Origin of the sequence: Arthrobacter sulfonylureivorans, from assembly GCF_022637435.1 — a bacterium.
Lineage (GTDB): Bacteria > Actinomycetota > Actinomycetes > Actinomycetales > Micrococcaceae > Crystallibacter > Crystallibacter sulfonylureivorans.
Genome location: NZ_CP093326.1, coordinates 2,263,830 through 2,284,032, shown reverse-complemented (window position 1 = coordinate 2,284,032; position 20,203 = coordinate 2,263,830). Strand labels below are relative to the sequence as shown.

Genomic DNA, 20,203 nt, shown 5'->3' with positions numbered 1-20,203 from the left:
CTGCAGCGGCCGCGTCGGCGGCGACATGGCCGGCTCAGTCTGCGGCGCCGCGGGTCAGGCCCGGCGGTCCGGAACCTGCTCCCGGGTCTGCACGGCTGGGAGCGACTCCATGGAGCAGCCATTGGGTGAGCAGGCTGGTCATCAGCTCACGGCTTGGTTTGCTGCCGTCATCGGGTGCGGCCAGCCAGCGTTCGCCGGCAGCACGCACCATGCCGATGGCGGCCTTGGGCCAGTAGGATGCCGCGGCCAGTTCCGCGGCGCTGCCCGCGGAGGCGCTCAGGTGGCCGCGCAGCGGGGCTTCGATCATCGCCGTCACGTTGGCGAAGAAATCGTGAAGCACCGCGGAACTGCCGGTGTCCGGGGCAGCGGCGGCCAGTGCCGGCTCGCCGCGCAGTTGCTGCGGCACCGATGGATCGAAGGGGCCGTCCCGGGTGACGAACGCGTAGACGTGCGGCGAGGATTCCGCCATCTGCAGGTAGACCGAGACCATGGCGTGCAGGCCTTCCTGCGGAGTGGTCGCGCTGGCGGCGGCCTCCTGCAGCCGGGCCTGCATGCGGCCGATGACCACTTCGCCCATGGCCTGCTGCAGCCCGGCTTTGTCGCCAAAATACCGGTAGAAGACGGGCTTCGAGGTTCCGGCGGCCGCCGCGATGTCCTCCATCGAAGCGTCGGGGCCCAGCCGGTGCACTGCGTGCCGCGCGGCACGGATCAGTTCCCGGCGGCGCTCGGTCCGGTGGCGGTCCCAGCGGGCGGAGCGGCCGTCGGGACCGGACGTCGGAACCGCGGGGCGGACTGTGGCGCTATTCACGTTACCCAGCGTATCAGGTACGCTTGGTTACGGTAACTGACTTCGTTCCACCCTGCACCCGATTCACGAGGAGAGCCTTCATGGCCGCTTCACCTGACGCCACCGGCACCCGCACCGCCAACGTTCTGCGCAAGGCAGTCGTCATCGGCGGCAACCGTATCCCGTTTGCCCGTGCCAACGGGGCCTACACCCAGGCCAGCAACCAGGACATGCTGACTGCCGCATTGGACGGGCTGGTGGCCCGCTTCGGGCTGCAGGACGAGCGGATCGGCGAGGTGGCCGCCGGCGCGGTGCTGAAGCACTCGCGCGATTTCAACCTCACCCGTGAAGCGGTGATAGGATCCGCGCTGTCGCCGGAAACGCCCGCCTACGACCTGCAGCAGGCCTGCGCCACCGGACTGGAAACGGTGGTTGGCCTGGCCAACAAGATCAAGCTGGGGCAGATCGATTCCGCCATCGCCGGCGGCGTCGACTCCGCCTCCGATGCACCGATTGCCGTGAGCGAGGGGCTCCGGGCAGTTCTGCTGGAACTGCACCGCGCCAAAACGGTGCAGCAAAAGCTGACCACCTTGGCCAAGCTGCGCCCCAAGGACCTGGCACCCAACGCGCCGGACACGGCCGAGCCGCGGACCGGGCTGTCCATGGGGGAGCACCAGGCGCTGACCACTGCGGCGTGGAACGTCACCCGCGAGGCGCAGGACGAACTGTCCCTGGCCAGCCACCGCAATCTGGCGGCCGCCTATGAGCGCGGGTTCTTCGACGACCTGATGACGCCTTACCGCGGCCTTGCCAAGGACTCCAACCTGCGCGCCGACACCACGCTGGAGAAGCTGGCCAAGTTGCAGCCGGTCTTCGGCAAGAACCTGGGCGCCGAAGCGACCATGACCGCCGGCAATTCCACGCCGCTGACCGACGGCGCCTCCGCGGTGCTGATCGGTTCGGAGGAGTATGCGCGGAGCAATGACCTGCCGGTGCTGGCCGAGGTGGTCGACTCCGAGGCCGCAGCGGTGGATTTTGTGCACGGCAAGGAAGGCCTGCTGATGGCCCCCGCCTATGCCGTACCGCGGCTGCTGGCCCGGCAGGGCCTGACCTTTGCCGACTTCGATTTCTTCGAGATCCACGAAGCCTTCGCCGGCACCGTGCTGTGCCATATGGCGGCGTGGGAAAGCGAGGAATTCTGCCGCAACAAGCTGGGCCTGCAGAAGCCGTTGGGCGCCATCGACCGGACCCGCCTGAATGTCAACGGTTCGTCGCTGGCGACCGGACACCCCTTCGCCGCCACCGGCGGCCGGCTGGTGGCTACCCTCGCCAAGATGCTGCGCGAGAAGACCGACGCCGAGTCCCGCCCCACCCGTGGTCTGATCTCCGTGTGCGCCGCCGGCGGCATGGGCGTGGTGGCCATCCTGGAGGCAAACTAATGGCGGACCGGTACCTGGACCTGGTCAACGCCGGGCCCGCGAAGATCCTGGCCAAAAAGCTGGGACTGCCGCAGCCTGCCGTGCTGCGGCGCTACCGGCCGGGTGCTCCGCTGCTGCCCGGTCCCGTCCTGGTGCTGGGCTCCGGTTCCGGCGCCGACGTCCTGGCCAAGGAACTGCTCGGCTGGGATCTGGATGTCCGGCGGCATGTGGCGCCGAAGGAACGGCTGGGCGGCATCGTGCTGGTGCTCGACGAACTGGCCGCGCCGGAAGAACTAGCGGATCCGATGCTCACCGCCGGCTCCAGCCTCAGGGACCTGGCACCCGGCGGCCGGATCGTCACGATCTCCCGCCCCGCAACCGGGACCGGACAGCCCGCCCAGGCTGCGGCCAGGCAGGCGGTGGACGGGGCCTTGCGGTCGCTGGCCCATGAGCTGCGCGGCGGTGCCACCGGCAACGGGATTGTGCTGGGCGAGGGCGTGGATGCCGGTGCGCCGGCCGTCCTCGGCGCCTTGCGCTTCCTGCTCTCCGGCCGAAGCGCCTACGTCAACGGGCAGTTCCTCCTGGTTGGCTCCGGCGTGGCCTCGCTGCCGGCGGACCCGGACCGTCCGCTGGCGGGCAAGGTCGCCGTCGTTACCGGTGCCGCCCGCGGCATCGGTGCAGCAATCGCCGAGACCCTGCACCGCGACGGCGCCCGGATCATCGCCGTCGACGTCCCCGCGGCCGGGGAGCAGTTGGCGCAGGTCGCCAACCGGATCGGCGCTACCGCGCTGCAATTGGACATCACCGCCGCGGACGCGGGCGCCAAGATCGCAGCCCACGCCGCGGAGCGGAACCACGGGCTGGACATCGTGGTGCACAATGCCGGCATCACCAGGGACAAGCTGCTGGCCAACATGGACCAGGCGAAATGGGACTCGGTGATCGCGGTCAATCTTGCCTCGCAGCTGAGGATGAACGAGCAACTGCTGGCGTCGGGCGTCCTCCGCGAAGCTCCGCGGGTGGTGTCGCTGGCCTCCACCAGCGGGATTGCAGGCAACCGCGGGCAGACCAACTACGCCGCCTCCAAGGCGGGCATCATCGGCATGGTCCGCGCCTCGGCGGCCGCCTTCGCCGACGCCGGCGGCAGCATCAACGCGGTCGCGCCCGGCTTTATCGAGACGGACATGACCGCCCGGATGCCGTTCGTGACCCGCGAAGTGGCACGCCGGCTGTCCTCGCTGCAGCAGGGCGGCAGGCCGCTGGACGTCGCCGAAGCGGTCTCCTTCCTGGCCAGCGATGCCGCGGGCGGGATCAATGGCCAGACGCTGCGCGTCTGCGGCCAGAGCATGGTCGGCGCATGAGCGAGGTCATCCTGGGGGAAATGCCCACGCTCTCGCGGCTGTATCTGACGGCTGCCTCCACGGCGGCGCGGCACAAGCTGGGCGTCGGCCAGCAGACCGATCAGCTCCCGGCGGTGCGGCACACCGTGGACGGCGTGCACATCGCCCCGGAGCGGCTCAGCGGCTTCCAGCAGCTGATGCACGGCACCGTGCGGGACACCTTGCCCTCGGTGTTTCTGCACTCGGTTGCCTTTCCGGTGGTGATGAGCGTGATGACACGGCCGGACTTCCCGCTCCCGCTGCTCGGCATGGTGCATCTGGCCAACCGGGTGAACCATCTGCGGCCGGTCCACTTCGCGGAGCCGTTGACCGTGACAGCTTGGGCCGAAGGCCTGCGCGGCCACCACGCCGGCACCCAGGTGGAACTTCATACCCGGATCGAGGCCGGGGGCGAAACCGTGTGGGAGGGCGTATCGGACTATCTGGCCAAGGCGGTCTACCTGCCCGGACTGGACAAGGCTTTGAGGCCGGAACGCACCGATTTCATCCCGCCGCAGCCGACGGCGCGTTGGCGGCTCGGTCCCGAAGCCGGCCGCGAGTACGCCGGTGTCTCCGGTGACTTCAACCCGATCCACTTGAGCGCGGTATCGGCCAAGATGCTGGGACTCAAGCGGTCCATCGCGCACGGCATGTACCTGGCCTCCCGGGTCCTGACCAGCGTGGAAGCCACGGCCAGCGAACCCTTTGCTTGGCGCATTGATTTCGCTGCCCCGGTCTTCCTTCCTGCCACGGTGGCCGTACGGATCCATGACACGGAACGGGACGGATCGTGGGAAGCGTCCGAGTTCACCGGCTGGGGAGAGCGCAGCCACCGGCTCCACTTCACGGGCAGCGTCAACACGCTCGCGGGGTAGCACGGGACCGTACGCCGGTTCAGGTGGCAGCTGCCTTGCGTTCAAGCACGTCGCGTTCGCGGTCGTTCTTGGCCAGGGCGGCTGCGGCGACGAACTCGGCCCGTGCCTCGTTCGGCCGGCCGAGCCTGGCCAACAGCTCGGCCCGCACGCTGGGCAGCAGATGCGATCCGCGCAGCGCCCCCGTCGAGACCAGGCCGTCCACGATGGCCAGCGCTGTGGCGGGCCCGGTGGCCATGGACACCGCCACGGCCCGGTTGAGCTCGACCACCGGGCTGGGCGCAATCCGGCCGAGCGCCTCGTAGAGCAACACGATCTGTGCCCAGTCGGTCCGGTCGACGCTGGGCGCCACCGCGTGGCACTCGGCGATGGCGGCCTGCAGCGCGTAAGTGCCGCGGCCGCGGCCCAGCCTGTCCGCCCGGGCCAGTGCCGCGCGGCCGCGTCCTATCTGCGCGCGGTCCCAGCGGGTGCGGTCCTGGTCGGCCAGCAGCACGGGGGTGCCGTCCGGCCGGGTGCGGGCGCCGAACCGCGAGGCCTGCAGTTCCATCAGGGCGACCAGCGCGTGCGCCTCGGGTTCCCGCGGCACCAGCGAAACCAGCACCCGGCCGATGCGCAGGGCTTCGCCGGCCAGATCCGGCCGGATCCAGCGTTCCCCGGAGGTTGCGGCATAGCCTTCGGTGAACATCAGGTAGATGACCCGGAGGACACCGCCCAGCCGCGGCCCCCATTCGTTTGGTTCCGGGACGTCGAAGGGGACTTTCGCCGCGGCCAGTGTCTTCTTGGCGCGGACAATCCGCTGCTGGACCGTGGCTACCGGGAGCACGAACAGCCTGGCGATTTCCTCGCTGGACAGACCGCCCACAATCCGTAGCGTCAAGGTCACTTGTGCCTCCCGGGAGAGCACCGGATGGCAGGCGGTGAAGACCAGCCGGAGCACGTCGTCCGGAACCGGATCCCAGGACGTGGCGTCCTCGTCCTGCAGCCCGCGGGCCAGCAGTTGGTAGCGGTTGTCGAGGCGTTCGGCCCGGCGCCAGGCGTCAATCGCCTTGCGCTTGGCCACGGAGGTCAGCCAGGCGGCAGGATTACGCGGCGTACCGGTGTCCGGCCATTGGAGCAGCGCATCGGCTACGGCTTCCTGCGCCATGTCCTCGGCAAACCCGACGTCACCCGTGGCCCGGGCCAGCGCGGCAACGATCCGGGCACCTTCGATGCGCCAGACGGCATCCAGGCGGCGCCGGACCACCGCTGCCCCTTCCGGGTCCGTGCCCGCCACCGCTGCCCCCTCCCGCGCCGCGGAGGCTACGCGTTCTCCGCGCGCAGCTTCGCCTCTTGTTCGCGCCAGCCTTCTTCCTTCTGGATGTACTCGTTGTCGGAGAACTCGGCGAAGTCGGCGGCCTCGGTCACGCGGCGCACTTCCAGCTTGGAGCCGGGGCCCAGCGGACAGCGGCTGGCCCATTCGGCAGCTTCTTCCTTGGACGCCACCTGAACTATCCAAAAGCCATTGAACAGCTCGTGGGTTTCGCCGTAGGGGCCGTCGGTGACGAGCGGCGGATCTTCCGAGAAGTCGACGACGAAGGCCGTGCCGTCGGACAGGTCGGCCAATCCGTCACCGCCGAGCATGATGCCGGCGTTGATCATGGACTCGTTGTAGGCGCCCATTTTGTTGATCATTTCTTCGAACGGCATGGCCTTGGAGGCCTCGAGGGCTTCGTCGGTGGACCGCATGATGAACATGTACTTCACGGCTATCTCCTTCTGTGACCGAGGACGCGGTGTGCGCCTTCTACTATGCCGTCGAACGGCGAACAGGGATATCGACACGGGCGGAAAATTTTCTTTCATCACCGTGTCGGCCGTCGTTCCGGCCACCGCCGCCGCGCTTATGCTGTCCCTATGACCGCCGATGCTCAGCTAGCCGACCGCGCCCGGACGCTCGATGCCACCGACCCGCTGGCCGCTTACCGTTCCCGTTTTGTGGGCCACGACGACGAATCTGTCACTGCCTACCTGGATGGCAATTCGCTGGGCCGGCCGCTGGCCGCCAGCGTGGACCGGGTCCGGGACCTGATGCTGCAGCAGTGGGGCGGCCGGCTGATCCGGGCCTGGGACGAGGGCTGGCTGGCGCTGCCCGAGCGGATCGGCGACGAATTGGGCCGGGTGGTGCTGGGTGCCGCTCCGGGCCAGTGCGTGGTGGCCGATTCCACCACCGTGCTGCTCTACAAGCTGGCCCGTGCCGCGATTGCCGCCCGTCCCGGCCGGCGGCGCATCCTGGTGGACCGGGACAATTTTCCGTCCGACCGCTTCATCGTGGAGGGCATTGCCGCCGAATGCGGCCTGGAGCTGGACTGGCTCGAACCGCCGCATGCCGGGGGAGTCACGGCGGAAGCGGTGCGCGCCGCCGTCGGGCCGGACACGGCGCTGGTCTTGCTCAGTCATGTGGCCTACCGCTCCGGCTACCTTGCGGACATTCCCTCCATCACCACAGCGGCGCACGACGCCGGTGCCTTGGTTTTGTGGGACCTGTGCCATTCCGCGGGGGTGCTTCCCGTGGAACTGGATGCGTGGGGCGTGGACCTGGCCGCAGGCTGCAGCTACAAGTACCTGAACGGTGGCCCGGGTGCGCCCGCGTGGGCCTACGTGCGGACAGAGCACCAGCACTTCCAGCAGCCGATCCAGGGCTGGCTGGGCAGTACGGAGCCCTTCGAGATGGGCCAGGGGTACCAACCCGCCGGCGGCATCCGCCGGTTCGCCTCCGGGACTCCACCGATCCTCGGGATGACCGCGATCCAAGACATGATCGCGCTGATCGACGAGGCAGGCCTGGCCGCCGTCCGGGACAAGTCCGTCGCCCTGACCGAGTTCGCCATCGAAGCCGTGCAGGCGGCGTTGGCCGATTTCGGCGTCGCCATCGCCTCGCCGCTGGATGCGGCAGAACGCGGTGGGCACGTCACCATCGACCATCCGGCCTTCAAGCACGTCACCGTCCGGCTCTGGGAACAGGGCGTGATCCCGGACTTCCGCGAACCGGACGGCATCCGGCTGGGGCTCTCGCCGCTGTCCACCAGCTTCGCGGAAGTGTGGCGTGGGATCGCGGCGATCCGGGCCGAGTTGGAACGCGCCTGACTAGACGGGCTTAGCCGGCCCTGCGGACCATCCGGATCTCGTGCAGGCCGGCCCACAGGCCGGTCAGCGGTTCGCGGCGCCCGTCCGGAGCGAACCCGTGCTTGTGGAAGAACGCCCGGGCGCGGGGACTGTCCTCGAGGACCCACAGCAGCGCCGGCTTGCTGCCGATGGCGGCATCCAGCAGCCGCTCGCCCAGCCCGGTGCCGTGGGCCTGCTCCAGCACGTAGAGCATCTGCAGTTCGAACGGCAGGTTGGCGTCGCCGTCGTCGTCCTGAGCGGGGCCGGCGCCGGCACAACCCACGATCCGGCCGGAAGGATCCTCCGCGATCCACAGTTCTGCCCCGGCCGCCAAGCCGCGTGCCCACCAGTCGATCTGCTGCTTCCGCCGGGCGGCTTCGGCGGCAAAGAAGGATGCGGGACGCTGCGTGGCGTAGGTTTCCCGCCACGCAGCCAACTTCATGTCCAGGGTTGCGGGAACATCATCGCCGGTGGCGCGGCGGACGCGGTAATCGGGAGTTGGCACCTATGAATCTTAGCGGTGCGGGCAGGCCGTCACCGGCGGAAATGGTCTACCGCCAGCTGGTAGCTGTGTGCCGTCAGCGCAGCGGTCTGCTCCCAGCCGAAGGAGGAGGCGTGCACGGCCGCATTCGCGCCCAGCCGCCGGCGGAATTCCGGATAGTCGTGCAGTTCGCGCAGCGCACCGGCCCACCGGGCAGGGTCGTGTCCATCCACCAGCAGGCCGGTGAGACCGTGGCTGACCGCCACCGGCAGCCCGCCCACGTTGGTGGCGACCACTGGAGTGCCGCATGCCTGCGCCTCCAGGGCCACGAGCCCGAACGATTCGCTGAAGGATGGAACCGCCACCACATCGGCGCTGCGGAAGGTGGCCGCCAGCTCGGCCGGCTCCACGGGCGGCGAGAGCGCCACGATGTCGTCCAGCCCCAGCTGCGTGGCCAGGGCAGGCAGGTCCAGCTCGGCGGCCCCGCTGGCCTCGCCGGTGATGGAGATCCGCAGCCGGACGTCCGGCCGCTGCCGGCGAAGTTCCGCTGCCGCGGCCAACAGCACTTGCGGCCCCTTGAGCGCCTGGATGCGGCCCGCGAACACCAGGTGGAAGGTATCCGGCCCTAGCCCGGCCGCCGCCCGGTCCCGCACCCGGCCCTCCGGACGAAATGTCCGCAGGTCCACGCCGGGCGGGATCACGTCCACCGTCCCCTCATCGGCGCCGTAGAGGTCCACCAGTTCGCACGCCTCGGTCAGCGTGTTGGCGATCAGCCGGCCAGCCCCGGAGGCAATGGCTTGTTCGCCGCGGACCCGGGACTCCGGCTCCGGTGCCTCGCCGGGCTGCAGGTGAAGGTTCTTGACCAGCCCCATGGTGTGCATTGAATGCACCAGCGGAATCTGCCAGTCCCGCTGCAGGCGCAGTCCCACCGCACCCGAGAGCCAGTAGTGCGAGTGCAGCACGTCGTATTTGGCACCGTCCTGCTGCGTGAACTGCCGCAGCGACGCCTCCAATGCGGCCAGCCGCTGCGGCACCTCCTCCTTGGCCACGATGTCGGCCGGTGCGCCGTCCAGGTGGATCACGCGAACGCCGGCGCGGGGATGCTCCACCGGTTCCTGGCCGTCATGTTGGGAGCGGGTGAAAACGTCGACGGCGGTACCCAGGGCCGCCTGTTCCCTCGCGAGCGCGCGGACGTAGACGTTCATGCCGCCGGCATCGCCTCCGCCGGGCCGGGCCAGCGGCGACGTATGCAACGACAGCACGGCGATGCGGTCCGCGCCGACCATGCTCCACCTCCGTGCCGTGTGCCCGGCCGGTACGTCTCCAGCCGTGGAAAACCGACCTGTTGCCGATTTTGTCTAGCAGCAACTGTAGCCGTCCGGACCCGTGGCAGCCGCTCGATGACAAGTCAGTGCATGGTGAAGCGGTTCGCGACCGCGTCGTGGGCCCCGGGGATGTGGGTCAGCGCGCCGAACACATGGTTGCGGGCGGCGAGCATTGCCGGCGGCAGCGGCCGTCCCAGCGCCATGTTCAGGTGGGCCTGCCAGGTGGCGGTGGCTGCAGCCCGGTGCCGGTCCGCTTCGAACTGCCGTAGCGCCGCCGCCGTCGGCTCGCCCCGCAGTGCCGCGGCCATGATCGGGGCCAAGGCCGCCGCGTCCAGCCAGCCCAGGTTCATGCCCTGCCCGCCGATCGGGCTGATTTGGTGTGCCGCGTCCCCGATTAGCGCGAGCCGGCCCGCGACCAGGCGGCGCGGCATCCTGGAACTGACCGAGAAGGCACTGAGCATGGTGCAGCTCTCCGGTTCCGGTCCTATGCCGGTGCGCCGCGCGATGAGGGAGGCCAGGCCTGCGGCCGTGGGATGACTGACCACGCCGGGCATCCGGGCCACCCAGCGCCGGGTGCCGCCGGGCAGCGGAAAGGATTCGACGATTCCACCGGCCTCCAAAAAGAGCACGGCGGTGCTGCCGTCCGGCGTGGTGTCGGCGAAATCCCCCATCAGGTAGGCGTCCGGATAGGTCCGCGTCCGTACCGCGACGCCGCGTTGCCGGCGCAACGCCGAATACGCGCCATCGGCAGCCACGACCAGCCTGGCGCGGACAGTGGACGTGTCCGGGCCGGCCGGATGCTCCGCGTCCCGGTCCGCTGCCCGTTCCGGTCCGGCTCCCGGGCGCGTTCCGGATCCCGGTCCCGCGCCCACGCGGCAGGACAGCGTGACGGTTGCCCCGTCGTCGTCCGCGCCGTGGACGTGCACGCCGCGTTGCAGGGCACCCGGACGCAGCGCTTCCAGCTGCTCCTCCAGCAGTTGTTCGGTGATCACCTGCGGTACGGCCAGCACGTAAGGATGCCGGCCGGGGACCGCCTCGAAGGACAGTGATGCGACCTCACGGCCGCGGCTGCGGGCCGTGCCGCGGCGGATGCGGACTCCTGCCGCCAGCAGCGCGGGACCCACGCCCGCATCGTCGAGCACGGCCAAGGCCGGCGGATGGATCCCGATCGCGCGGGAATGGATGCTGCGCGACGTCCGCTGCTCCAGCACCGCCACGTCCAGTCCGCGCCGGGTCAGGAGGAGGGCCATCAGCAGTCCCACCGGGCCGCCACCCACGACGGCGACATCGTGCAGCTTGTCTTCGGCCCGAGGGACACCGGTCCGGCGCCGCGGGGACAGCTGATCAGTCATCGGTCCCTCGCACCAGCAGCTGCCGGAAGCGTGAATCCCGCACCACTTGCCAATCCGGCGGTACTGCGGCGCGTAGCTCCGCCGGCGTGTAGCTGCGGCGGATGGAGGTCAGGCCGTCGCGGCGGATCAAGGATCGGTGGAAGAACGGCAGGGTCCCGGCGGCGAACAGCAGATACGCCGGCCGGCTGCGGATGATATCGCTGTGCACTGCGAGGGAACGCGTCAGCCGGCGCGAGTCCTCCAGCAGTCCGGCCAGCTCCGCGGCGGTCAGGTGATGCAGCAGATGGTTGGATACCACCGCGTCGAAACGATGCCCTTCGGCGACCAGCTCCGAGCTGAAGGCCTGCCGGAACTCCAGTCCCGGCAGTGGCGGCCGCGAGATGGCGAAGTCGTGCGCGCGGGGGTCGGGGTCGATCGCAGTGATCCGCAACCCCAGGCCGTCGCGGGCAGCCCAACGCGTGAGCATCCCCGGCACGTCGCCGCCACCGGAGCCAATATCCAGCAGGGTGGGATGCTCGATGGCGGCCAGGCGGGGCCGGAGCAGCCGCCGGTAGATGCCGTGCCAGCCCGAGACCGCCCGGTTGATCAGCGGAAACTGGGCATAGGTGCGCCGGAGCATGGCGGGATCGCAGTCGGGTTTGTCCATTTCCTCCACCGCGTCGGTGGCGCGGGTGGCGAGGAATGTTTGCCTGCTGTACGCCGGTGAGTGGGGGGCCACGGCGGTCCGCTCCGGCTAGACCGCGGCTGCGGCGGCGGTGTGCTGGGCCTGCAGCGTGACGGCCGGGACGGTCTTGGTAAACAGTCCGGTCTCCACCGTCAGTCCCGGGCCGAAGGCCATGGAGCAGATCCTTTCCTCGGCCGCGCCCGGCGGTTGCTCCAGTATGTGCTTGAGCACGAACATCACCGTGGCGCTGGACATGTTCCCGTAGCGCCGGAGGGTTTCGCGGGCCGGCACCAGTTGTTCCTCGGTCAGCGCGAGCTTGGCCTCCACCTTGTCCAGGATGCTCCGTCCACCCGGGTGGATCGCCCAGTGCTCTATGTCGCGGTACGGTTTGGCCGCCAGCGCCGGCTCACGGGCCAGCAGCGGCTCCAGTGCGCCGACGATATGTTCGTCGATGATGTGCGGAACATACGTGCCGAGGACCATCTCGAAGCCTTCGTCGCCGATGTTCCAGGCCATGGATTCTTCGCCCACCGGGGTGAGGATGGTTTCAAAGTGGTCCAGCCGGATGGCGGGGCCGGTCTCCTCCAGATCGCGGGCGGTGATGATCGCGGCTGCGGCACCGTCCGCGAACAGCGAGGAGCCAACGATGGTGTCCGGGTCGTTGGACGTGCGCACGTGCAGCGTGCACAGTTCTGCCGAAACCACCATGACTACGGCTTGTGGATCGGCGTCGCAAAACAACTTGGCCGCGCGGAGCGCCGGGAAGGCGGCATAGCAGCCCATGAAACCCAGATGATAGCGCTGCACGGAGGGGTCGAGTCCGAGTGCACGCACGATCTTGTAGTCGGGGCCGGGATTGAAGAAGCCGGTGCAGGAGACGGTGATTAGGTGCGTGATGTCCTCGGGGCCAATCCCGTCGCAGGCAGCCAGCGCCTTGCCGGCGGCTTCAATGAACAGCGGGGTGGCCTTGGCTGCGAAAAAATCGTTGCGCACCTTGGTGCTGGGGGAGAGCAGCTGCCGGGAACCGGCGTCGAAGAACACCGGATTCTCGGCCCGCCTTGCCGTGGTGAGCTCGTCGACGGCGGCGTGCCGCGTGTCAATGCCGGACTGGTCGAACGAGGTGGTCACCAGCCGCTGCCCCAAGCGCGTCAGCCCGGGCTGCGTGGCAAACACGTCACGCGCCTCGGACTGGATCAGGACCGTCTCCGGAACAGCGGTTTCCAAGGACCTCAGCGTGACCGTCATAGTCCATTCATAAGGCAGCCGGCCGCGGAAAACAATGGACCGGCCGCCAGAATGCCCGGCTGAACCGCATCACCGGCGCGCGCGTCTTACCGGATGAGGGCCCTGCCCGGAGCCTAAGGAGCGGAATCCGATGGACTACCAAGTCAATGCGCTGCCGCTGCACGTGCTCCTGGTCCACGCGACGGTGGTGTTCATTCCACTCACCGCACTGTGCATTGTGCTGAGCTTGGTTTGGCCGGCAGCGCGGCGCAGGTTGGGGATCGCCACCCCTCTGATCGCGCTGCTGGCTTTGGTACTGGTGCCGATCTCCCAACAGGCCGGGCACTGGTTGTTCCTGCGGATGGACCAGACGCCGCTGGCGGTAGAACACATGCGCCTGGGCGACATGATGCTGCCCTGGGTGATCGGCCTGTTCATCGTGGCGCTGGGGGTATGGCTCTGGTTCCGCTATGGAACGACGGCGGCTGCCGCCTGGCGGCGCAGGCTCGGCGCCGGGTACCGCATCATCGCGGCGGTGCTGGTCGTCGTCGTGCTGGGGGTGTGTGCCGGCGCCACGGTGGCGGTGGTGCTGACCGGTGAGTCCGGATCGCGGGCGGTCTGGGAGGGGCGCTTTTCCGAGCCGCCGCCGCTGCCGTAGCCCGGCTCCGCCGGCCGCCAGCACCGACGGGGCGCGCCGCCAGGCTACCGGCCGAGACGCTGGTAGGAGGAAGCGAAGTGGATCAACGGATCGGCGCTCTCCGCACCGGGAGCGTCGCGGCCCATGGCCAGCACCGCGCCGACGATCAGTAAATGTGTTGCCGCCGGATGCACGGCGGTGGTCCTCAGTTCGAACCATGCCGGAGCTCCGCCGATCACGGCAGCGCCGGTGGCCGGGCCGCGCCGGTACGGAACCTGGTTGAGCAGGCCTTCCACCGGGTTGCCGGGGCTCGCCAGCCAGTTCGCGGTGCCCTGGTGACGGGCGGCCAGCAGGCTCAGCGCCCACGTCCCGGAGCTCGCCACCGCGTCGCAGATCCGGGACTCCTCAAAGAGACTGACCAGCATGGTGGGCGGGTCATAGGAGACGGACAGAAATCCGCTGACGGTTGCCGCGTAGTCCCGGTTCCGCCACCGGGCCGAGACCACCGCGACGCCCGAGGCGATGTCCGCGCTCAACGCGCGGTAGACGTCGATGTCCCGCTGGTCCGGCGCGTCCGGCCGAAGCCGATGGCCCGCCGGTTCTCCGTCCAGTTCCATGCCGCCATCTTTGCATGCGGGCCCCCAGAAGCGCGTGCCGCCGGCAACCTACGGACTGCGGCGGCAACCGCTGACTCGACAGCGCCGGCGCTGCAGGAAAGAATCTTCAGATGAGTGAGGCGGCTGAGTTCATCGACTTCACGCTGCAGCGGGAGGCCAGCGAGGAACGGGCGCGGGCAGAGAAGGAACCGGGCGATGGCTTGCGCTACTACGGCGCGTCCGTCGGTGCGGTGCGGGGCACGATCCGCGACGCCGGCCGGAAGTTCCGGCCGCTTTCGCATGATCAGGTCACGGCACTCAGTTCCGAGTTGTGGACGCAACCGGTCTTCGAACTGCGCCTGGCCGCCGTGGTGCTGCTGCAGTCGAACCAGCGTCTCTTGCGGAACTCCGACCTGACCCGGATCGAAGGTTTTCTGCGCGACGCACGAACGACGGCGCTCGTGGATCCGCTCGCGGTCGACGTCGTGGGCCCTCTGATCCTGGGGCTGACGGACCAGTCCCGCGCCCGGGCCGAGTCGATCCTCGATCGCTGGGCACGGGCGCCGGACCCGTGGCTGCGCCGGGCTGCCATCCTCGCTCCGCTGCGGGCAGTACGATCCGCCGGCCTAGACGCGGACGCGGTGCTGCGCCGGACACGTGCTGCGGCGGAGAACGATGACAGCGAGATTGTCCAGGAGGCGGTCGCCGTGATGTGCACCGAATGGGCAAAAAACGCTCCCGGGCGGGTCCCGTCCCGCTAGCGGCTCCACTGCGCCGCTCATGACGGAACGGGCAGCGGACACAAAAAAGCCCCGGGAATCCCGGGGCTTTCTTTGTGCGCAGGAAGGGACTCGAACCCTCACCCTCAATAAGAGGACTAGCACCTCAAGCTAGCGCGTCTACCATTCCGCCACCCGCGCAGGTGGAGTTTTCGAACGATGATCAGGAGCCCTCGGGCGCACTGATTCCGTTGAAAGCAGCGAGAAAAACTCTAACATGTTTTGTCGGAACTGTTGAATCGGGACACGGCGTGCCCGGCGGTGCCGGCGGCACGCCGGTTACCCGGCGTGGACGCTGCGGAGGCGCAACTCGGCGCTGCTGCTGGCTCTGACGCCTCTGCTGGATAGGCTGGGGGACAGACATCGACTTCGAGGGAGCCTTCATGACCGCACCGAACCCGCACGATGAAGTGGTCCGGATCTGCCAGGAACTGATCCGGATCGACACCTCCAACTACGGCGGTAATGAGGGCCCGGGGGAGCGGCAGGCCGCCGAGTATACGGCGGGCCTGCTGGAAGAGGCCGGGCTGGCCACCGAAGTGTTCGAGTCCGCGCCACGCCGGGCTTCCGTCGTGACGCGGATGGCCGGCTCGGACCCCTCGGCCCCGGCGCTGGTGGTGCACGGCCATCTTGATGTGGTGCCGGCGCAGGCCGACGACTGGCAGGTGGACCCGTTCAGCGGCGAGGAGCGGGACGGGCTGATCTGGGGCCGGGGAGCCGTGGACATGAAGGACATGGACGCGATGATCCTCTCGGTCGCGCGGCATATGTCCCGCAGCGGCATCCAGCCCCGCCGGGACATCATCTTCGCGTTCTTCGCTGATGAAGAGGCCGGCGGCACTTACGGGGCACGCTGGGCGGTGGAGAACCGGCCCGAGCTTTTCGACGGGGCCACCGAGGCGATCTCGGAAGTGGGCGGTTTCTCCGCCACCATTGGCGGCCGGCGGGCCTATCTGCTGCAGACCGCCGAGAAGGGAATTGCCTGGCTCCGGCTCGCCGTCGCCGGCCGCGCCGGCCACGGTTCGCAGATCAACACCGACAACGCGGTCACGACGCTGGCTGCCGCGGTGGCGAGAATCGGATCACATCGGTGGCCCATCGAGTTGACGGATACCACCCGGCAGTTCCTGGACGGCGTCACCGAACTGACCGGGGTCGAGTTTGACCCGGACAACCCGGAGATTCTGCTCAAGGAGCTGGGGACGGTGGCCCGCTTCGTCGGCGCCACCCTGCAGAACACCTCGAATCCCACCGTGCTCAAGGCCGGTTACAAGGAGAACGTGATTCCCGGCCTAGCCGAGGCGCGGATCGATGCCAGGACACTGCCGGGCCAGGAGGAATTGGTGCTGGCCACCATCCGCGAACTCGCGGGTCCGGGCGTGGACGTGAGCTACGTGCACCAGGACAGGTCGCTGGAAGTACCGTTTGCCGGGAATCTGGTGGATGCCATGGTGGACTCGCTGAAGCACGAGGATCCGGACGCGGTGGTGCTTCCGTACACGCTCTCCGGCGGCACCGACAATAAGTCGCTGGCCCGGCTGGGCATCACCGGGTACGGCTTTGCACCGCTGCGGCTGCCGGAAGAGCTGGACTTCACCGGCATGTTCCATGGGGTGGACGAACGGGTGCCGGTGGAATCGCTGAAGTTCGGCACCCGGGTGCTGCAGCGGCTGCTCACCACCTACTGATCTCTGTACGTACGACGAAAGGACCACCGGCATGCCTGCCAGTGTTGAAGAACTGCTCCCGGACGCGCTGCTGGAAACCATCCGTGGACGGGCCGCAGGCTACGACGAGGCGAACAGCTTTTTCCACGAGGACTTCGCCGATCTGGTCGAGGCCGGCTACCTGAAAATGTTCGTGCCGGAAGCAGACGGGGGCCTGGGCTACTCGCTGGAGGAGGCGGTCAGGGCGCAGATGCGGCTGGCCGGCGCGGCTCCGGCCACGGCGTTGGCGGTCAACATGCACTTGGTGTGGACCGGCGTCGCCCGCGTGCTCCAAGCCCGCGGCGACAACACGCTGGACTATGTCCTGGCCGAGGCGGGCCGCGGCGAGGTCTTCGGCTTCGGCGTTTCCGAGGCCGGCAACGACCAGGTCCTGTTCGACTCGCGCACGGTGGCGGCGCCCCGCGAGGACGGCGGCTATGAATTCACCGGGACGAAGGTCTTCACCAGCCTGTCTCCGGCCTGGACCCGGCTGGGCATCTTTGGCCGGGACGACTCCGGCGTGGAACCGCAGCTGGTGTGGGCGTTCATCGACCGCGATAAGCCGGGCTACCGGATCAAGGACGACTGGAACACGCTGGGAATGCGCGCCAGCCAGTCCAATACCACCGTGCTGGAAGGCGCGGTTGCGGCGCCGGACCGGATCTTCCGGAAGCTGCCGGTGGGCCCCAACCCGGATGCCTTGATCTTCGGCATCTTCGCGTGCTTCGAAATCCTGCTTTCGTCCGTGTATGCGGGGATCGGCACCCGTGCCCTGGACCTGGCAGCGGAAGCCGTGCACCGCCGTCGTTCCCTGAAAACGGGCAAGAGCTACGCGCAGGATCCGGACATCCGCTGGCGGGTGGCCGATGCCGCACTGGCGATGGACGGGCTGTACCCGCAGCTGGCGTCCATTGCCCGCGACGTGGACACACTGGCCGACCACGGCAAGCTATGGTTCGCCAAACTGGCGGGCATCAAAATCAGGGCCACCGAAACTGCCAAGGACGTGGTGGAGAAGGCCGTCCGCGTCTCCGGCGGCGGCGGATACTTCCGCGGCGGGGAGCTCGAGCGGCTGTACCGCGACGTGTTGGCCGGGCTGTACCACCCGTCGGACGACGAGTCGGCGCACAGCACCATCGCCACGGCCTGGTTGGGGCCGTTGGACGACTGAAGCGGACGGTTCATGCAGCGCGGCGCACCGCCTGGCGGGGTTCAGGCGGTGCGTTCGACCCTGAGCACCCGGCGGCGAAGCCAGTACTTGCGGCCGCCGCCCAGATACAGGCGGGTGCGCACCAGGTCCCATTTGCCGTACTCGGCGTGATCGGTCAGCACCCGGCGTGCTTCCCCGACGGATTCGCCTTTGCTGACAGTGAGGACCAGGTATTCGTACTGCCGGGCGTAGTCGCGTTCGCGGGTGACAGCGGCACCCAGAAATTGTTCTCTCATTGCCCTCCTGTTCTATTCACTTATTCTCCACATTGCGGCTAACGTCTACATCATGAGCATTGATCCGCGTGTCGCACTGGAGTCCCTGGTTTCCGCGCTGCAGGAACATCTGGCCGCCGCATCGAGCCGCCGGGGTGAAGACGATCCTGCCGTGGAAGCAGCCTTCTCGTCCATTATGGAATCCTTCGAGACGTATGAGGACGCGCTCTACGATGCTTACGGCGAAGTGACGCCGCTGGTCATTTACGATGAGTCGGACGACGACGACATGGACGACCCCGACGACGTGGTGGACCCGTTCGACGACGATCTGGAAATCGAAGAAAAGTAGGGCCGGCGCGCCGGGATCAGGGCGCCGGCGTTGATGCGGCGTATAGTTCAGGGCGCGGAAATTTCGTCCAGCACGTGGGCAATCTCGGCAGGCAAAGCATCCAGCGGAGCCTTGAGGATCTCATCCAGCTGCGCCGGCGTTCGCGGTCCCACCACGGCGGTGCCGACGGCGGGCCGCTGCAGCACCCAACTCAGGGCCAGATCCAGCGGCTGGACGTCCAGGCCGCGGGCCGCCGTAGCCAGCGCGTCCACAATCCGGGCCGGCCGGCCGGACAGATACGGCTCCACGAAGCCAGCATGCTGCTCCGAGGCGGCCCGTGAGTCGGCCGGTGTACCGGTGCGGTATTTACCGGTCAAGACGCCGCGTCCCAACGGCGACCACGCCATCACACCCGGGCCCAGCGCGGTGGCGGCCGGAATCACTTCAGCTTCTGGTCGGCGCTGCAGCAGCGAGTACTCGTTCTGCACCGCGACCAGCGGAACCGGGCTGACCGAGACCGCCCGGGCCAGCTGCCAACCGGAATAGTTGGACACGCCAACATAGCGCGCACGGCCGGAGGAAACGGCGTGTTCGAGCGCGGACAGGGTTTCTTCCAGCGGAGCCGAGGCATCGTCCCAGAGGTGGACCAGCCACAGATCCAGGTAGTCGGTGCCCAGCCGGGCCAAGCTGGCGTCGAGGCTGCGCAGCATGGCGCCGCGGGAAGTGTCCACCTCGCGCCGGCCCTCGCTGCGGGTCACGCCGGCCTTGGAAACCACCAGCACTTCCTGCCGGGGGACCAGTTCGCCCAGGAACGCGCCGAGCATGGCCTCGCTCCGGCCCTCGGCGTACGGCGCGGCGGTGTCCAGCAGCGAGCCGCCGGCGTCGAGATAGGCGCGCAGCATGGCGCCGGCGCCCTCCTCGTCCGTCTCCTCGCCCCAGGTCATCGTTCCCAGCGACAGCTGCGGGACCTTCAGCCCGCTGTTACCCAAGCGCTTGTGCTCCATACAGCCAGCTTATGGCCTGCGGCGCCGTGCCCTTGGCAGCGGCCCGCCGACGCCGTGCCCCCGATCCGCCTGCACCGGGCGGGGACACCCGTCCTCATACCGCGGGCGGAACTTCGCCCGGGGGACTGTGTCTGGTTCCGTTTCCGGGGCCCGCGTGCCATAGGGTCTACTGTGTGAATTGGCTAGAAGCAATCCTCTTGGGCCTGGTGCAGGGCCTGACCGAGTTCCTCCCGATCTCGTCCAGCGCACACCTGCGTATCGTGGGCGAGTTCCTGCCCGGTGCCGCCGATCCCGGGGCTGCTTTCACCGCCATCACCCAGCTGGGCACCGAAACCGCCGTCGTCGTCTATTTCTGGCGCGACATCGTCAACATCGTCAAGGCCTGGTTCGGCTCGCTGACCGGCAAGGTGCCGCGCAACGATCCGGACGCCCGGATGGGCTGGCTGGTCATCATCGGCTCGATCCCCATCGGCGTGCTCGGGCTGCTGTTCCAGGACCAGATCGAGTCCACCTTCCGGAGCCTGTGGATCGTGGCCACCATGTTGATTGTCTTCGGCCTGTTCCTGGCCGTCGCGGACTCCATCGGCAGCCATACCCGCACGCTGGACAAGCTCACCTACAAGCACGGCATCCTCTACGGCTTGGCCCAGGCGCTGGCGCTGATGCCGGGCGTCTCGCGCTCCGGCGGCACCATCACCGCCGGCCTGCTGATGGGTTACACGCGCGGGGCGGCGGCCCGCTATTCATTCCTGCTGGCCATTCCGGCGGTCTTCGCCTCCGGCCTGTACCAGTTGGCCAAGAGCTTCGGTGAACCCGGGCCGTACGGCCTGGGCGAGACCGCGCTGGCCACGGCGGTCGCGTTCGGCGTCGGTTTCGTGATCATCGGCTGGTTCCTGAAGTACGTGTCCACCCGCAGCTACCGCCTGTTTGTCTGGTACCGGATCGGCCTGGGCACCCTGTTATTCGTGCTGCTGGGCTTCGGGATCATCAACGCCTGACAGGGCGGGAATTTATCCGGCTCCTGCGTCCTTAAACGTTAGGAGCTTTAATGTACGACGGCGGGACCGCGCCTCCGCGGCCGG

General features: G+C 68.6%; 21 protein-coding genes and 1 tRNA gene. 10 read left to right on the top strand and 12 right to left on the bottom strand.

From position 1 onward, the window contains the following. Positions 1 to 34: 34 nt before the first annotated feature. Positions 35 to 808 carry a TetR/AcrR family transcriptional regulator gene (locus MNQ99_RS10690; RefSeq protein WP_241912937.1) on the bottom strand — a complete coding sequence of 258 codons (774 nt, stop codon included), beginning with the start codon at positions 806 to 808 and terminating at the stop codon, positions 35 to 37. An 80-nt stretch (positions 809 to 888) separates the two neighbouring features. Between MNQ99_RS10690 and MNQ99_RS10685 the strand changes: the two genes are divergently transcribed. From MNQ99_RS10685 to MNQ99_RS10675, 3 genes are read left to right on the top strand one after another with little or no spacing between them, the layout of a single operon-like run. Then, on the top strand, positions 889 to 2,226 hold the full coding sequence (locus tag MNQ99_RS10685; protein WP_241912936.1) for an acetyl-CoA C-acetyltransferase: 1,338 nt from the start codon (positions 889 to 891) through the stop codon (positions 2,224 to 2,226). Then, positions 2,226 to 3,566, top strand: coding sequence for a 3-oxoacyl-ACP reductase (locus tag MNQ99_RS10680; protein WP_241912935.1), 1,341 nt, complete (start codon positions 2,226 to 2,228; stop codon positions 3,564 to 3,566). The genes MNQ99_RS10685 and MNQ99_RS10680 overlap by 1 nt, the downstream gene beginning before the upstream one ends. Continuing rightward, entirely contained in the window at positions 3,563 to 4,459 is an 897-nt protein-coding gene (locus MNQ99_RS10675; RefSeq protein WP_241912934.1) for a MaoC family dehydratase, read from the top strand. The genes MNQ99_RS10680 and MNQ99_RS10675 overlap by 4 nt, the downstream gene beginning before the upstream one ends. A 19-nt stretch (positions 4,460 to 4,478) precedes the next feature. On the opposite strand, the gene MNQ99_RS10670 is transcribed toward MNQ99_RS10675, so the two are convergent. Both MNQ99_RS10670 and MNQ99_RS10665 read right to left on the bottom strand, forming a co-directional pair. Continuing rightward, positions 4,479 to 5,729, bottom strand: coding sequence for an RNA polymerase sigma factor (locus tag MNQ99_RS10670; protein WP_241912933.1), 1,251 nt, complete (start codon positions 5,727 to 5,729; stop codon positions 4,479 to 4,481). Between the two features lie 26 nt (positions 5,730 to 5,755). Next, positions 5,756 to 6,199 carry a YciI family protein gene (locus tag MNQ99_RS10665; RefSeq protein ID WP_241912932.1) on the bottom strand — a complete coding sequence of 148 codons (444 nt, stop codon included), beginning with the start codon at positions 6,197 to 6,199 and terminating at the stop codon, positions 5,756 to 5,758. Between the two features lie 150 nt (positions 6,200 to 6,349). Between MNQ99_RS10665 and MNQ99_RS10660 the strand changes: the two genes are divergently transcribed. After that, positions 6,350 to 7,579, top strand: coding sequence for a kynureninase (locus MNQ99_RS10660; protein ID WP_241912931.1), 1,230 nt, complete (start codon positions 6,350 to 6,352; stop codon positions 7,577 to 7,579). Between the two features lie 10 nt (positions 7,580 to 7,589). On the opposite strand, the gene MNQ99_RS10655 is transcribed toward MNQ99_RS10660, so the two are convergent. The 5 genes from MNQ99_RS10655 to MNQ99_RS10635 form a co-directional block, all read right to left on the bottom strand. After that, the gene (locus tag MNQ99_RS10655) at positions 7,590 to 8,102 is read right to left on the bottom strand and encodes a GNAT family N-acetyltransferase (protein WP_241912930.1); all 513 of its coding nucleotides are present in this window, start codon (positions 8,100 to 8,102) and stop codon (positions 7,590 to 7,592) included. Positions 8,103 to 8,131: 29 nt separating this feature from the next. Next, on the bottom strand, positions 8,132 to 9,364 hold the full coding sequence (mshA, locus tag MNQ99_RS10650) for a D-inositol-3-phosphate glycosyltransferase (protein WP_241912929.1): 1,233 nt from the start codon (positions 9,362 to 9,364) through the stop codon (positions 8,132 to 8,134). Between the two features lie 122 nt (positions 9,365 to 9,486). After that, positions 9,487 to 10,755 (bottom strand): FAD-dependent oxidoreductase, encoded by a 1,269-nt coding sequence (locus MNQ99_RS10645; RefSeq protein WP_241912928.1) that lies wholly within the window; start codon positions 10,753 to 10,755, stop codon positions 9,487 to 9,489. Continuing rightward, positions 10,748 to 11,473 carry a class I SAM-dependent methyltransferase gene (locus MNQ99_RS10640; RefSeq protein WP_277883540.1) on the bottom strand — a complete coding sequence of 242 codons (726 nt, stop codon included), beginning with the start codon at positions 11,471 to 11,473 and terminating at the stop codon, positions 10,748 to 10,750. The genes MNQ99_RS10645 and MNQ99_RS10640 overlap by 8 nt, the downstream gene beginning before the upstream one ends. A gap of 15 nt (positions 11,474 to 11,488) precedes the next feature. Beyond that, positions 11,489 to 12,664 (bottom strand): type III polyketide synthase, encoded by a 1,176-nt coding sequence (locus tag MNQ99_RS10635; RefSeq protein ID WP_241912927.1) that lies wholly within the window; start codon positions 12,662 to 12,664, stop codon positions 11,489 to 11,491. Positions 12,665 to 12,794: 130 nt separating this feature from the next. Here MNQ99_RS10635 and MNQ99_RS10630 point away from each other — a divergent pair, with 130 nt between their 5' ends. After that, positions 12,795 to 13,301 (top strand): hypothetical protein, encoded by a 507-nt coding sequence (locus MNQ99_RS10630; RefSeq protein WP_241912926.1) that lies wholly within the window; start codon positions 12,795 to 12,797, stop codon positions 13,299 to 13,301. A gap of 44 nt (positions 13,302 to 13,345) precedes the next feature. Here MNQ99_RS10630 and MNQ99_RS10625 read toward each other — a convergent pair whose 3' ends face one another. Then, complete coding sequence (locus MNQ99_RS10625; protein ID WP_241912925.1) at positions 13,346 to 13,897, bottom strand: flavin reductase family protein; 552 nt, start codon at positions 13,895 to 13,897, stop codon at positions 13,346 to 13,348. Positions 13,898 to 14,007: 110 nt separating this feature from the next. Between MNQ99_RS10625 and MNQ99_RS10620 the strand changes: the two genes are divergently transcribed. After that, positions 14,008 to 14,637: a DNA alkylation repair protein gene (locus MNQ99_RS10620; RefSeq protein ID WP_241912924.1), complete on the top strand. Its 630-nt coding sequence runs from the start codon at positions 14,008 to 14,010 to the stop codon at positions 14,635 to 14,637. A 75-nt stretch (positions 14,638 to 14,712) separates the two neighbouring features. Here MNQ99_RS10620 and MNQ99_RS10615 read toward each other — a convergent pair. Continuing rightward, positions 14,713 to 14,796, bottom strand: a tRNA-Leu gene (locus tag MNQ99_RS10615). A 242-nt stretch (positions 14,797 to 15,038) separates the two neighbouring features. Between MNQ99_RS10615 and MNQ99_RS10610 the strand changes: the two genes are divergently transcribed. Together MNQ99_RS10610 and MNQ99_RS10605 are read left to right on the top strand one after the other, a co-directional pair. After that, a complete protein-coding gene (locus MNQ99_RS10610; protein ID WP_241912923.1) occupies positions 15,039 to 16,343 on the top strand; it encodes a M20/M25/M40 family metallo-hydrolase in 1,305 nt (434 codons plus the stop codon). 31 nt (positions 16,344 to 16,374) lie between these two features. Next, a complete protein-coding gene (locus MNQ99_RS10605; RefSeq protein ID WP_127512559.1) occupies positions 16,375 to 17,532 on the top strand; it encodes an acyl-CoA dehydrogenase family protein in 1,158 nt (385 codons plus the stop codon). A 41-nt stretch (positions 17,533 to 17,573) separates the two neighbouring features. Here the strand turns inward: MNQ99_RS10605 and MNQ99_RS10600 are convergent, their stop codons facing one another. Further along, positions 17,574 to 17,807: a DUF5703 family protein gene (locus tag MNQ99_RS10600; protein ID WP_127512560.1), complete on the bottom strand. Its 234-nt coding sequence runs from the start codon at positions 17,805 to 17,807 to the stop codon at positions 17,574 to 17,576. Between the two features lie 52 nt (positions 17,808 to 17,859). Between MNQ99_RS10600 and MNQ99_RS10595 the strand changes: the two genes are divergently transcribed. Continuing rightward, the gene (locus MNQ99_RS10595; RefSeq protein WP_127512561.1) at positions 17,860 to 18,138 is read left to right on the top strand and encodes a hypothetical protein; all 279 of its coding nucleotides are present in this window, start codon (positions 17,860 to 17,862) and stop codon (positions 18,136 to 18,138) included. Between the two features lie 47 nt (positions 18,139 to 18,185). Here MNQ99_RS10595 and MNQ99_RS10590 read toward each other — a convergent pair whose 3' ends face one another. Further along, positions 18,186 to 19,121 carry an aldo/keto reductase gene (locus tag MNQ99_RS10590; RefSeq protein WP_127512562.1) on the bottom strand — a complete coding sequence of 312 codons (936 nt, stop codon included), beginning with the start codon at positions 19,119 to 19,121 and terminating at the stop codon, positions 18,186 to 18,188. A 173-nt stretch (positions 19,122 to 19,294) separates the two neighbouring features. Between MNQ99_RS10590 and MNQ99_RS10585 the strand changes: the two genes are divergently transcribed. Further along, positions 19,295 to 20,119 carry an undecaprenyl-diphosphate phosphatase gene (locus tag MNQ99_RS10585; RefSeq protein WP_127512563.1) on the top strand — a complete coding sequence of 275 codons (825 nt, stop codon included), beginning with the start codon at positions 19,295 to 19,297 and terminating at the stop codon, positions 20,117 to 20,119. Positions 20,120 to 20,203: the final 84 nt, after the last annotated feature.

Excerpts from the sequence above, each read along its gene's own strand:
- MNQ99_RS10685 (WP_241912936.1), top strand. The coding sequence starts at position 889 with ATGGCCGCTTCACCTGACGCCACCGGCACCCGCACCGCCAACGTTCTG.
- MNQ99_RS10680 (WP_241912935.1), top strand. The coding sequence starts at position 2,226 with ATGGCGGACCGGTACCTGGACCTGGTCAACGCCGGGCCCGCGAAGATC.
- MNQ99_RS10675 (WP_241912934.1), top strand. The coding sequence starts at position 3,563 with ATGAGCGAGGTCATCCTGGGGGAAATGCCCACGCTCTCGCGGCTGTAT.
- MNQ99_RS10660 (WP_241912931.1), top strand. The coding sequence starts at position 6,350 with ATGACCGCCGATGCTCAGCTAGCCGACCGCGCCCGGACGCTCGATGCC.
- mshA (WP_241912929.1), bottom strand. The coding sequence starts at position 9,364 with ATGGTCGGCGCGGACCGCATCGCCGTGCTGTCGTTGCATACGTCGCCG.
- MNQ99_RS10645 (WP_241912928.1), bottom strand. The coding sequence starts at position 10,755 with ATGACTGATCAGCTGTCCCCGCGGCGCCGGACCGGTGTCCCTCGGGCC.
- MNQ99_RS10635 (WP_241912927.1), bottom strand. The coding sequence starts at position 12,664 with ATGACGGTCACGCTGAGGTCCTTGGAAACCGCTGTTCCGGAGACGGTC.
- MNQ99_RS10630 (WP_241912926.1), top strand. The coding sequence starts at position 12,795 with ATGGACTACCAAGTCAATGCGCTGCCGCTGCACGTGCTCCTGGTCCAC.
- MNQ99_RS10625 (WP_241912925.1), bottom strand. The coding sequence starts at position 13,897 with ATGGAACTGGACGGAGAACCGGCGGGCCATCGGCTTCGGCCGGACGCG.
- MNQ99_RS10620 (WP_241912924.1), top strand. The coding sequence starts at position 14,008 with ATGAGTGAGGCGGCTGAGTTCATCGACTTCACGCTGCAGCGGGAGGCC.
- MNQ99_RS10610 (WP_241912923.1), top strand. The coding sequence starts at position 15,039 with ATGACCGCACCGAACCCGCACGATGAAGTGGTCCGGATCTGCCAGGAA.
- MNQ99_RS10605 (WP_127512559.1), top strand. The coding sequence starts at position 16,375 with ATGCCTGCCAGTGTTGAAGAACTGCTCCCGGACGCGCTGCTGGAAACC.
- MNQ99_RS10600 (WP_127512560.1), bottom strand. The coding sequence starts at position 17,807 with ATGAGAGAACAATTTCTGGGTGCCGCTGTCACCCGCGAACGCGACTAC.
- MNQ99_RS10595 (WP_127512561.1), top strand. The coding sequence starts at position 17,860 with ATGAGCATTGATCCGCGTGTCGCACTGGAGTCCCTGGTTTCCGCGCTG.
- MNQ99_RS10590 (WP_127512562.1), bottom strand. The coding sequence starts at position 19,121 with ATGGAGCACAAGCGCTTGGGTAACAGCGGGCTGAAGGTCCCGCAGCTG.